Source organism: Pseudoalteromonas sp. S1650 (genome assembly GCF_005887195.1).
Classification (GTDB): domain Bacteria; phylum Pseudomonadota; class Gammaproteobacteria; order Enterobacterales; family Alteromonadaceae; genus Pseudoalteromonas; species Pseudoalteromonas simplex.
Genome location: NZ_PNDF01000015.1, coordinates 1 through 13,065, shown reverse-complemented (window position 1 = coordinate 13,065; position 13,065 = coordinate 1). Strand labels below are relative to the sequence as shown.

7 protein-coding genes are annotated in these 13,065 nt (G+C 44.3%); all 7 read left to right on the top strand.

Features of this window, described 5'->3' with window-relative positions:
- Positions 1–200 precede the first annotated feature (200 nt).
- Positions 201–695, top strand: coding sequence for a 50S ribosomal protein L10 (rplJ, locus tag CWB80_RS04145; protein WP_054554829.1), 495 nt, complete (start codon positions 201–203; stop codon positions 693–695).
- A gap of 81 nt (positions 696–776) precedes the next feature.
- A complete protein-coding gene (rplL, locus tag CWB80_RS04140; RefSeq protein ID WP_054554830.1) occupies positions 777–1,139 on the top strand; it encodes a 50S ribosomal protein L7/L12 in 363 nt (120 codons plus the stop codon).
- A gap of 272 nt (positions 1,140–1,411) precedes the next feature.
- Complete coding sequence (rpoB, locus tag CWB80_RS04135; protein WP_054554831.1) at positions 1,412–5,437, top strand: DNA-directed RNA polymerase subunit beta; 4,026 nt, start codon at positions 1,412–1,414, stop codon at positions 5,435–5,437.
- A gap of 97 nt (positions 5,438–5,534) precedes the next feature.
- A complete protein-coding gene (rpoC, locus tag CWB80_RS04130; RefSeq protein ID WP_054554832.1) occupies positions 5,535–9,707 on the top strand; it encodes a DNA-directed RNA polymerase subunit beta' in 4,173 nt (1,390 codons plus the stop codon).
- Positions 9,708–9,899: 192 nt separating this feature from the next.
- On the top strand, positions 9,900–10,274 hold the full coding sequence (gene rpsL / locus CWB80_RS04125) for a 30S ribosomal protein S12 (protein WP_002958885.1): 375 nt from the start codon (positions 9,900–9,902) through the stop codon (positions 10,272–10,274).
- A 97-nt stretch (positions 10,275–10,371) separates the two neighbouring features.
- Positions 10,372–10,842: a 30S ribosomal protein S7 gene (gene rpsG, locus CWB80_RS04120; RefSeq protein WP_054554834.1), complete on the top strand. Its 471-nt coding sequence runs from the start codon at positions 10,372–10,374 to the stop codon at positions 10,840–10,842.
- A gap of 27 nt (positions 10,843–10,869) precedes the next feature.
- On the top strand, positions 10,870–12,984 hold the full coding sequence (fusA, locus tag CWB80_RS04115; protein WP_054554835.1) for an elongation factor G: 2,115 nt from the start codon (positions 10,870–10,872) through the stop codon (positions 12,982–12,984).
- Positions 12,985–13,065: the final 81 nt, after the last annotated feature.

Here is a 13,065-nt window from a genome sequence, read left to right as displayed (position 1 = left end):
GTAAAAACGATAAATTGGACTTCCGTCCAAGACCGTAGGCGGCTTCGGCCTTAATATTTTACCTACGTAGACGGTGTGAATCCCCAGATAGATTTTCCTAATCTTCTGGCTCTCGCCGTAAAAAGCATCTCCATCTTAGATGGGGAAGAGTAGAACAGGGAAGCCAATTTCGGCAACCCATTAAACCAGGAGTAACACCCATGGCTTTAAATCTTCAAGGCAAAAAAGCAATTGTTGCTGAAGTCAACGAAGCAGCCACTGGTGCTCTTTCTGCAGTTGTTGCAGATTCTCGTGGTGTAACAGTTGGTGCTATCACTGCCCTTCGTAAAGAAGCTCGTGAAGCTGGTGTATGGATGAAAGTTGTTCGTAACACTTTAGCTAAACGTGCTGTTGAAGGTACAGATTTTGAGTGCCTTTCTGACTCACTTGTAGGTCCAAGCTTAATCGCTTTCTCTTCAGAGCACCCAGGTGCTGCTGCGCGTATCTTCAAAGATTTCGCGAAGAAGAACGAGAAATTCGAAGTTAAGACGGCTGCATTTGAAGGTAACGTAGTAGACGCAGCTATGCTAGCAACTCTACCTACTTACGACGAAGCTGTTGCACGCTTAATGAGCGCTATGAAAGAAGCGTCTGCAGGTAAATTGTGTAAAACAATTGAAGCAGTACGTGTACAGAAAGAAGAGCAAGCTGCTTAATTTTAAGCTGTTTTTTTGTTCACTTTCGGTGTAATATTTTTTTTGGGCTATATTTAGTCCGTAATAATTAGGAAATTTGTAATGTCTGTAACTAAAGACCAAATCCTTGATGCTATTGCTGAAATGTCAGTAATGGACGTTGTTGCTCTAGTTGAAGCAATGGAAGAAAAATTCGGCGTAACTGCAGCTGCTGCTGTTGTTGCTGGTCCTGCTGCTGAAGCAGCTGAAGAAAAGACTGAGTTCGACGTAATCCTTACTGGCGCTGGCGCTAACAAGGTTGCAGCTATCAAAGCTGTACGTGGTGCTACTGGTCTTGGCCTTAAAGAAGCTAAAGCACTTGTTGAAGCTGCTCCTGCACCTATCAAAGAAGGTGTATCTAAAGAAGAAGCTGAAGCACTTGCAAAAGACCTTACTGAAGCTGGTGCTGAAGTTGAGGTTAAGTAATCTAGCTTACGCTAGGTTCGCTGCCTGAGTAATCAGGCAAGGGCTGGTGATTATTTAATCACCGGCCTTTTTGCGCTATAGAGCGATGCAATCCTGTAACGCAAATAAAATCTAATTTTCTCTTTACTTTCAAGTTGTTACCTATTTTGGTGTTGAAAGTGTGAGAGCAAAATAGAACAACAATTTAATGTTGTACATCTTGGCTTAGATGCCAGTTAAGTCTGTTCTTACAAGAACAGGTCGGGTCAAAGATCAGCAAGCTGAGGAACCCCATGGCTTACTCTTATTCTGAAAAGAAACGTATCCGTAAGGATTTTGGTAAACGTCCACAAGTTTTGGATATACCTTTCTTACTGTCGACGCAGTTAGAATCGTTTAAAAAATTCTTAGTCCCTGACGCTGATGGCGATCACGGTTTGGAAGCTGCTTTCCGTTCTGTGTTTCCTATCAAAAGCTACTCGGGAAATTCTGAGCTTCAATACGTAAGTTATCGTATTGGTGAGCCAGTATTCGATGTAAAAGAATGTCAAATTCGCGGTGTGACTTATTCTGCTCCACTTCGCGTAAAATTGCGTCTTGTGGTGATGGACAAAGAAGCACCAGGCACAGTTAAAGACATTAAAGAGCAAGAAGTTTACATGGGCGAAATTCCGCTCATGACTGATACCGGTACCTTTGTTATCAATGGTACAGAGCGTGTTATCGTTTCTCAGCTACACCGTAGCCCTGGTGTATTCTTTGATAACGACCGCGGTAAAACTCACTCGTCAGGTAAAGTACTTTATAACGCGCGTGTAATTCCTTACCGTGGTTCATGGTTAGACTTCGAGTTTGATGCAAAAGATAACCTTTATGTACGTATTGACCGTCGTCGTAAATTACCGGCGTCAATCATCCTACGTGCACTTGAGTACTCAACGGATGAAATCCTAGAGATATTCTTCGATACAACTGCGTTTGAAGTTGCTGACGGTAAAGTTCTCATGGAACTTGTTCCTTCACGCTTACGTGGTGAAACTGCCGCTTTTGATATCAAAGGCGAAGACGGTGAAGTCCTTGTTGAAGCGGGTCGTCGTATTACTGCGCGTCACATCAAGAACATCGAGAAAAAAGGTATTAACCAATTAGAAGTACCGCATGAGTACATCATTGGTCGTGTTGTAGCTAAAAACTATGTTGATGAGTCAACGGGTGAGATCATCGCAAACGCGAATGACGAGCTATCACTTGAGCTAATGGCTGAATTGGTTAAAGCAGGTCACACTAAGATTGATACACTATATATCAACGAAGTGGACAGCGGCGCCTACATGTCAGATACATTACGTATCGACACAACAAGCAACCGTTTAGAAGCATTAGTAGAAATTTATCGCATGATGCGCCCAGGCGAGCCACCGACGAAAGACGCGGCTGAAGCCTTATTTGATAACTTGTTCTTCTCTGACGAGCGTTACGATTTATCAACAGTTGGTCGTATGAAGTTCAATAGCCGTGTAGGTTATGACTCAGATACTGGCCCTGGCACATTATCGAAAGAAGACATCGTAGCTGTTATGAAAGTGCTTATCGCTATTCGTAACGGTGTTGGCGATGTTGATGATATCGACCACTTAGGCAACCGTCGTATCCGTAGTGTTGGCGAAATGGCTGAGAACCAATTCCGCGTTGGTCTAGTACGTGTTGAGCGTGCTGTACGTGAGCGTTTAAGCTTAGGTGACCTTGACGCTGTAATGCCACAAGATCTTATTAACGCAAAGCCTATTTCGGCTGCGGTTAAAGAGTTCTTTGGTTCATCTCAGTTATCACAGTTCATGGACCAAAATAACCCGCTTTCAGAAGTAACGCACAAGCGTCGTATTTCTGCATTAGGCCCGGGTGGTTTAACACGTGAACGCGCTGGCTTCGAGGTTCGAGACGTTCACGTAACTCACTATGGTCGTGTATGTCCAATCGAAACGCCTGAGGGTCCAAACATCGGTCTAATTAACTCATTGTCTACGTACGCACGTACTAATGACTATGGTTTCTTAGAAACACCTTACCGTAAAGTGGTAAACGGTGTAGTTACTGATGAAGTAGATTACTTATCAGCCATTGAAGAAGGTCAGTTTGTTATCGCTCAGGCGAACTCAAACTTGAATGAAAACAATGAGTTTGTTGATGAACTAATTCCATGTCGTCACAAAGGTGAATCAACCTTTATGGGCAAAATGGACCAGCAATATATGGACGTATCACCACAACAGGTGATCTCTGTAGCGGCAGCACTTATCCCGTTCCTAGAACACGATGATGCTAACCGTGCATTGATGGGTTCAAACATGCAACGTCAAGCCGTACCAACACTTATCGCGGACAAACCGCTGGTAGGTACAGGTATCGAGCTTACACTAGCGAAAGATTCTGGTGTAACTATCGTTGCTAAGCGTGGCGGTGAAGTAATGTATGCGGATGCAAGCCGCATCGTTGTAAATGTACATGAAGATGAGCGTATTCCAGGTGAAGCGGGCATCGATATTTACAACCTTACTAAATACACTCGCTCAAACCAAAATACATGTATTAACCAAAAACCAACTTGTATGGTTGGTGAGCCGGTAACACGTGGTGACGTATTAGCAGATGGTCCTTCGACTGACCTAGGTGACTTAGCACTTGGTCAAAACCTTCGCGTGGCATTCATGCCATGGAACGGTTATAACTTCGAGGATTCAATCCTACTATCTGAGCGTGTAGTTCAAGAAGATCGTCTAACGACTATCCACATTCAAGAACTACAATGTATCGCACGTGATACTAAATTAGGTCCTGAAGAGATCACAGCAGATATCCCTAACGTAGGTGAGTCTGCACTAGGCAAGCTTGATGAATCAGGCGTTGTTTATATCGGTGCTGAAGTTAAAGGCGGCGATATCCTAGTAGGTAAAGTGACTCCGAAAGGCGAAACGCAATTAACACCAGAAGAAAAGCTACTACGTGCTATCTTCGGTGAGAAAGCGTCAGACGTTAAAGACAGCTCTTTACGCGTACCAAACTCTGTAACTGGTACTGTAATCGACGTACAAGTTTTCACCCGTGACGGTGTTGAAAAAGATAAGCGTGCGTTAGAAGTTGAAGACATGCAGCTTCGCGAAGCGAAGAAAGACTTCAACGAAGAGTTCCGTATCTTAGAAGCAGGTGTATTAGACCGTGCTCGTAAGTTACTTGTTGACGCAGGTCTGAACGCAGATTCAATTGCATCACTAAATGCTGAAAAGCTGCTTACTCAAAGCCTTGCTGAAGAAGACAAGCAAGCTGAACTTGAGCAACTAGCTGCCCAGTACGATGAGCTTAAAGCTGAATACGATAAGAAGTTTGAAAACAAACGTCGTAAGATCACTCAAGGTGATGACTTAGCACCAGGCGTACTTAAGATTGTTAAAGTATACCTAGCTGTTAAACGTCGTATCCAACCAGGTGATAAGATGGCGGGTCGTCACGGTAACAAAGGTGTTATCTCGACTATCGTACCAGTAGAAGATATGCCATACGATGACAAAGGTCGTACGGTAGACATCGTTCTGAACCCGCTAGGTGTACCATCACGTATGAACATCGGTCAGATCCTAGAAACACACATGGGTCTTGCTGCACGTGGTGTGGGTGAGCGTTTAGAAGAAATGATGAAAGAGCAGCGTGAACTGCACGAAATCCGTAGCTTCGTTAAGAAAGTTTACGAATTAGGTGATTGTCGTCAGAAAGTTGATATCGACTCGTTCTCTGATGATGAAGTTCGTCGCTTAGCTGATAACTTGAAAGGTGGTTTACCGATCGCAACTCCAGCCTTTGATGGTGCTCGTGAAAGCGAAATCAAAGACTTACTAGAGCTTGGTGGTTATCCAAGAAGCGGTCAAGTTACACTTTATGATGGCCGTACTGGCGATCAGTTCGAACGTCAAGTAACTGTTGGTTACATGTACATGCTGAAACTTAACCACTTGGTTGATGACAAGATGCACGCACGTTCAACTGGTTCTTACAGCCTTGTTACTCAGCAGCCGCTGGGTGGTAAAGCTCAGTTCGGTGGCCAGCGTTTCGGTGAGATGGAGGTGTGGGCACTAGAAGCTTACGGTGCTGCATATACTCTACAAGAAATGCTAACAGTGAAATCGGATGACGTGAACGGTCGTACTAAGATGTATAAGAACATCGTAGATGGTAACCATAAGATGGAACCAGGTATGCCAGAATCGTTCAACGTATTGTTGAAAGAAATCCGCTCACTGGGTATCAACATCGAGTTGGAAGAAAATTAAGCCATTTAGGTGCGGCGTAAGCCGCACCTGTTAGGCCGAATAGAATGTAGGGGCGATTGGTTCGCCCTCAAGATTAACCTCCGACAGGAGAGCTAAGGTGAAAGACTTACTTAAGTTTCTGAAGCAACAAAATAAGACCGAAGAATTCGATGCAATTCGCATTGGTCTTGCTTCGCCAGATATGGTTCGTTCATGGTCATACGGTGAAGTAAAGAAACCTGAGACAATCAACTACCGTACTTTCAAGCCTGAGCGCGACGGCTTATTCTGTGCCCGTATTTTCGGCCCAGTGAAAGATTATGAGTGTTTATGTGGTAAATATAAGCGCCTTAAGCACCGTGGTGTTATTTGTGAAAAGTGTGGCGTTGAAGTAACGCTTACTAAAGTGCGTCGTGACCGTATGGGTCACATTGAGCTTGCGAGCCCAGTTGCGCACATTTGGTTCTTAAAATCATTACCGTCACGTATTGGCTTAATGCTAGACATGACACTTCGTGACATCGAGCGCGTACTTTACTTCGAATCATTCGTAGTAACTGAGCCTGGTATGACAACGCTTGAGCGTGGTCAGCTTTTAGGTGAAGAAGAGTACCTAGATGCACTTGAAGAGCACGGTGATGAGTTTGAAGCGAAGATGGGTGCAGAAGCAGTATTAGACTTGCTTCGTGAACTTGATCTTGGCCAATTAATTGCTGAAATGCGCGAAGAGTTACCAACAATTAACTCTGAAACTAAGCGTAAGAAGATCACTAAACGTCTTAAATTAATGGAATCTTTCCACCAATCAGGTAACAACCCTGAGTGGATGATCATGACAGTACTTCCAGTACTTCCGCCTGATCTACGTCCATTAGTACCACTAGACGGTGGTCGTTTTGCGACTTCTGATCTGAATGACCTTTACCGTCGTGTTATTAACCGTAATAACCGTCTTAAGCGTCTATTAGATCTAGCAGCACCAGACATTATCGTACGCAACGAAAAACGTATGTTACAAGAAGCGGTAGATGCGCTACTTGATAACGGTCGTCGCGGTCGTGCGATTACAGGTTCTAACAAACGTCCTCTTAAATCGCTTGCTGATATGATCAAAGGTAAGCAAGGTCGTTTCCGTCAGAACTTACTTGGTAAACGTGTAGATTACTCTGGCCGTTCTGTAATCACAGTAGGTCCTACGCTTAAACTACACCAGTGTGGTCTTCCTAAGAAGATGGCACTTGAGCTATTCAAACCATTTATCTACGGCAAATTAGAGCGTCGCGGCATGGCTACGACTATCAAAGCTGCTAAGAAGATGGTTGAGCGTGAAGTGGCAGAAGTATGGGATGTATTAGACGAAGTAATTCGTGAACATCCAGTATTACTTAACCGTGCACCAACACTTCACCGTTTGGGTATCCAAGCGTTCGAACCTGTGCTTATCGAAGGTAAAGCGATCCATTTACACCCATTAGTTTGTGCGGCGTACAACGCTGACTTCGATGGTGACCAAATGGCGGTACACGTACCGTTAACGCTTGAAGCACAGTTAGAAGCACGTGCTCTAATGATGTCTACAAACAACATCCTATCTCCAGCGAATGGTGAGCCAATCATCGTTCCTTCACAGGACGTTGTATTAGGCCTTTACTACATGACTCGTGATCGTATCAATGCGAAAGGCGAAGGTACTGTATTTAAAGATCCTAAAGAAGCTGAAAAAGCATACCGCAGTGGTAATGCTGAGCTACATGCGCGCGTAAAAGTACGTATTAGCGAAACAGTTGACAATGAAGAAGGTGAAGCAGTTGAGCAAGTATCTATTGTTGAAACAACAGTAGGTCGTGCAATTCTTTCACTAATCCTACCTAAAGGCATGCCGTTTGAGTTAATCAACCAAGCCCTAGGTAAGAAACAAATTTCTGGCTTATTAAACGAGTGTTACCGTCGTCTAGGTCTTAAAGATACCGTTATCTTTGCTGACCAAGTAATGTACACAGGTTTCCACTACGCAATGAAGTCAGGTGTTTCAATCGGTATCGATGACTTAGTTATCCCACCGGTTAAAGCAGAAATCATTGAATCAGCGGAAGCTGAAGTAACTGAAATCAACCAACAATTCCAATCAGGTCTTGTAACGGCTGGTGAAAAGTACAACAAAGTTATCGATATCTGGTCACGTGTAAATGAAAACCTATCACGTGAGATGATGGCGAACTTATCAAAAGACACTGTAATCAACGCGAAAGGCGAAGAAGAAGAGCAATCTTCATTTAACTCAGTGTTTATGATGGCAGACTCAGGTGCACGTGGTAGCGCCGCTCAGATCCGTCAGTTAGCGGGTATGCGTGGTCTAATGGCACGTCCAGATGGTTCAATCATCGAGACACCAATCACGGCGAACTTCCGTGAAGGTCTAAACGTACTACAGTACTTCATCTCAACGCACGGTGCGCGTAAAGGTCTTGCCGATACAGCACTTAAAACAGCAAACTCGGGTTACTTAACGCGTCGTCTAGTAGACGTTGCACAAGACTTAGTAATCAACGAAGACGACTGTGGCACAGAAGATGGCTTAACAATGAAACCGCTTATCGAAGGTGGTGACGTTGTAGAAGCACTTCGTGAACGTGTACTAGGTCGTGTTGTTGCTGAAGATGTATTAATTCCAAATACTAACGAAGTACTTGTTGAGCGTAACGTTATGCTTGACGAAAAACTGTGTGACCTTTTAGAAGAGCACTCAGTGGATGAAGTACGCGTTCGTTCAGTAATCACTTGTGATAATGACTTTGGTGTATGTGCTAAGTGTTACGGTCGTGACCTTGCGCGTGGCCACATCATCAACCCAGGTGAGTCAGTAGGTGTTATCGCGGCACAATCAATCGGTGAGCCGGGTACACAGCTTACGATGCGTACCTTCCACATCGGTGGTGCGGCATCTCGAGCGTCTGCTGAAAACAGTGTACAAGTTAAAACTAACGGTACATTGAAGTTACACAATGCGAAGTACGTATTAAACACAGACGGTAAGATTGTTATCACGTCTCGTTCAACAGAGATCACTATCATCGATAGCTTTGGTCGTGAGAAAGAGCGTTATAAAGTACCTTACGGTGCGGTGTTAGCAGTACAAGATAATGCAGAAGTTCAAGGTAACGACATCGTTGCTACTTGGGACCCGCATAGTCACCCAATCGTTCTTGAGCACAAGTCAAAAATCTCATTCAGCGACATTGATGACTCAAATACCGAAGCACAAACAGACGAGTTAACTGGTTTAACACGTGTGGTTGTTAAAGACTTAGGTAAAGCGAATGCGAAAGAACCTAAACTAATCATCGAAAGCGATGAGCGTGGTCTGCAAGAAACACGTCTTCCTTCATTCACAACGATTGAAGTAACAGACGGTGCAACTGCAAACCCAGGTGACGTACTAGCACGTATTCCGCAAGAAGGTTCGAAGACTCGTGATATCACGGGTGGTCTACCTCGCGTAGCTGACTTATTCGAAGCACGTAAGCCGAAAGATCCTGCAATCCTTGCAGAAATCACAGGTACTATCAGCTTCGGTAAAGAAACTAAAGGTAAGAAGCGTCTTGTAATCACTCCTGCTGAGGGTGACGCATACGAAGAGATGATCCCTAAATGGCGTCAACTTAACGTGTTCGAAGGTGAGCAAGTGTCTAAAGGTGAGGTTATCGCCGATGGTCCTGAGTCACCACATGACATCTTACGCCTACGTGGTGTAACTCATGTAGCTAACTACATCGTTAACGAAGTGCAAGAGGTTTACCGCTTGCAAGGCGTTAAGATCAATGACAAGCACATTGAGACAATTATTCGTCAGATGCTACGTAAATGTATCATTCTTGACGGCGGTGACACTGAGTTCTTAGCCGGTGAACAAGTTGAAGTAGCACGCGTTAATATTTCTAACCGTGAACTTGAGAAACAAGGCAAGATCCCAGCGAAGTTTGAAATCCAGTTAATGGGTATCACTAAAGCGTCACTTGCAACAGAATCTTTCATTTCTGCAGCATCGTTCCAGGAGACAACTCGTGTCCTAACTGAAGCCGCTGTAAATGGTAAGAGCGATGAGCTTCGTGGTCTGAAAGAGAACGTAATCGTGGGTCGTCTGATCCCAGCTGGTACAGGCTTTGCGTATCACCAAGACCGTTTAAACCGTCGCAAGCAAGGTGAAATCGTTGAAGAGCAAACAGTAAGCGCTGAAGAGGCAACTCAAGCACTTACTGACGCACTAAACGCAGATATCTCTGGAAACCAATAATCTCAGCTTAATCAATAGATTAAGAAATCGTAAGGCAGTTATCTTCTGCCTTACGATGAGTTAAGGTTGACAGGTTAAACTTTGCTCATTAAAATTCCGCCACCCATTTGCCTGCACGTTTTGTAACGAGCATGTAAACAGGGCGGATTTTTTATTTTTTCAGTAGTAATTTTAATTTCAGGAGCTATTTAAATGGCAACTATTAACCAGCTAGTGCGTAAGCCACGTCGTAGCAAAGTTACTAAAAGTAACTCAGCTGCACTTAAAGCTTGTCCGCAAAAGCGTGGTGTATGTACTCGTGTATATACAACTACACCTAAGAAACCAAACTCTGCATTACGTAAAGTAGCGCGTGTTCGTTTAACTAACGGTTTCGAAGTAACATCTTACATTGGTGGTGAAGGCCACAACTTACAAGAGCACAGTGTAATCCTAATCCGTGGTGGTCGTGTTAAAGACTTACCAGGTGTGCGTTTCCACACTGTACGTGGTGCACTTGACTGTGCAGGCGTTAGCGACCGTCGTCAAGCTCGTTCTAAATACGGTGCTAAACGCCCTAAGGGCTAATGGTTCTCCGTTAGTAAGGCCAAGCACTAAATTTTTAAATTAATTGTTTTGGGTATTGACTCTAAAAGAGCAAACCTGAAGATACCGGAGATACAAAATGCCTAGAAGACGCGTAATAGGTCAACGTAAAATTCTTCCAGATCCTAAGTTCGGATCGGAACTTCTTGCTAAATTCGTTAACGTAGTAATGTTAGACGGCAAGAAATCTACTGCTGAAAAAATCGTTTATGGTGCGTTAGACGTGGCTGCTGAGAAATCAGGCAAGTCGCACCTTGAAATCTTTGAAGCTGCACTTGAAAACGTTCGCCCACAGGTAGAGGTTAAATCTCGCCGTGTTGGTGGTTCAACGTACCAAGTACCAGTTGAAGTACGTCCAGTACGTCGCAACGCATTAGGTATGCGTTGGTTAGTAGACGCTGCACGTAAGCGTGGCGAAAAATCTATGGGCTTACGTTTAGCTCAAGAAATCGTTGACGCTGCTGACAACAAAGGCACTGCGGTTAAGAAACGTGAAGACGTTCACCGTATGGCTGAAGCGAATAAAGCATTCGCTCATTACCGTTGGTAATCTGCCCTTAACCTTTAAGAGGATCATATGGCACGTACAACTCCACTTGAGCGCTATCGCAATATCGGTATTTGCGCTCACGTAGATGCAGGTAAAACCACCACAACAGAACGTGTTCTGTTCTACACGGGTCTTTCTCATAAGATCGGTGAAGTACATGATGGTGCTGCAACTATGGATTGGATGGAGCAGGAACAAGAGCGTGGTATCACAATCACTTCTGCTGCAACAACGTGTTTCTGGAAAGGGATGGACGCTCAATTTGACGACCATCGCATCAATATCATTGATACGCCAGGACACGTAGATTTCACTATCGAAGTAGAGCGTTCTTTACGCGTACTAGATGGTGCGGTAGTTGTTCTTTGTGCTTCATCTGGTGTACAGCCGCAAACTGAGACAGTTTGGCGTCAAGCGAACAAATACGAAGTTCCTCGCATGATCTTCGTAAACAAAATGGATCGCACTGGCGCTGACTTCTTAACAGTTGTGGACCAGGTGAAATCTCGTCTTGGAGCAACGCCTGTTCCAATTCAGCTACCAATTGGTGCTGAAGACGACTTTAAAGGTGTTATTGACCTTATTAAGATGAAAGCCATTAACTGGAATGCCGAAGATCAAGGCATGACTTTCTCTTATGAGGCCATTCCGGCAGAGCTTCTGGAGCTTGCAGAAGAATGGCGTTCTCACATGGTTGAGAGCGCTGCTGAAGCATCAGAAGAACTAATGGACAAATATCTAGAAGGTGAAGACCTGACCGAAGCTGAAATTAAAGCAGCTTTACGTCAGCGCACATTAGCAAACGAAATTGTTCCAATGACGTGTGGTAGTGCATTTAAGAATAAGGGTGTTCAAGCTGTGCTTGATGCTGTTATCGAATATATGCCTGCGCCAACACAAGTGAAACAAATCCAAGGTATCGTTGAAGATGGTACTGAGGAAGAACGTCCTGCTGATGACAACGCACCGTTTGCCGCACTTGCTTTTAAGATTGCGACAGACCCGTTCGTTGGCACCTTGACCTTCTTCCGTGTTTACTCTGGTACTGTTAAACAGGGTGATGCGGTATACAATCCAGTTAAAAGTAAGCGTGAGCGACTTGGTCGTATCGTTCAGATGCATTCAAACTCACGTGAAGAGATCAAAGTAGTCTACGCAGGCGACATCGCAGCGGCTATTGGTCTTAAAGACGTAACAACAGGTGAGACACTGTGTGATCCGAACTCAATCATTACGCTTGAGCGTATGGAGTTCCCAGAGCCAGTTATCTCTGTTGCGGTTGAGCCTCGCACAGTCGCTGACCAAGATAAGATGGGTATCGCGTTAGGTAAACTAGCGGCAGAAGATCCGTCTTTCAGAGTACAAACTGACGAAGAATCAGGCCAGACTATTATTTCTGGTATGGGTGAACTTCACCTTGATATCATTGTCGACCGTATGAAACGTGAATTCAGTGTTGAATGTAACGTTGGTAAGCCGCAGGTAGCATACCGTGAAGCTATCCGTTCAGCTGTTGAAGTTGAAGGGAAGTTCGTACGTCAATCAGGTGGTCGTGGTCAATATGGTCACGTCTGGCTTAAACTTGAACCGATGGATATTTCGGAAGATGATGCGCCAACTTACGAATTCGTTAACGAAATCGTTGGTGGTTCAGTTCCTAAAGAATACATCCCTGCGGTAGACAAAGGCATCCAAGAGCAAATGGCTCAAGGTGTGCTTGCTGGCTACCCATTACTTGGCGTTAAAGCGACTTTATATGATGGTTCATTCCATGATGTAGACTCGAATGAAATGGCATTTAAGATTGCAGGTTCAATGGCGATGAAGAAAGGTGCGCTTGAAGCAAACCCTGCTCTTCTAGAACCAGTAATGAAGGTTGAAGTTATCACTCCTGAAGAAAACATGGGTGATGTAGTTGGTGACTTAAACCGTCGCCGCGGCATGATCGAAGGCATGGAAGAAGCATTCGGTGGTCTTAAGCAAATTAATGCGCAAGTACCACTTTCTGAAATGTTTGGTTATGCAACTGATCTGCGATCTGCAACACAAGGCCGTGCATCTTACTCTATGGAGTTTTTGAAGTATGCAGAAGCCGCTAAAAACGTTGCAGATGCAATAATTGCAGCTCGCGCTGTTATATGATTTAGCTTGTCTGGCCCAATAGTGGGTCAGGCGTTAATTTCTTTATAGGAATTTTTTAAGATGGCAAAAGAAAAGTTTGAA

Excerpts from the sequence above, each read along its gene's own strand:
- rpsL (WP_002958885.1), top strand. The coding sequence starts at position 9,900 with ATGGCAACTATTAACCAGCTAGTGCGTAAGCCACGTCGTAGCAAAGTT.
- rplL (WP_054554830.1), top strand. The coding sequence starts at position 777 with ATGTCTGTAACTAAAGACCAAATCCTTGATGCTATTGCTGAAATGTCA.
- fusA (WP_054554835.1), top strand. The coding sequence starts at position 10,870 with ATGGCACGTACAACTCCACTTGAGCGCTATCGCAATATCGGTATTTGC.
- rplJ (WP_054554829.1), top strand. The coding sequence starts at position 201 with ATGGCTTTAAATCTTCAAGGCAAAAAAGCAATTGTTGCTGAAGTCAAC.
- rpsG (WP_054554834.1), top strand. The coding sequence starts at position 10,372 with ATGCCTAGAAGACGCGTAATAGGTCAACGTAAAATTCTTCCAGATCCT.
- rpoB (WP_054554831.1), top strand. The coding sequence starts at position 1,412 with ATGGCTTACTCTTATTCTGAAAAGAAACGTATCCGTAAGGATTTTGGT.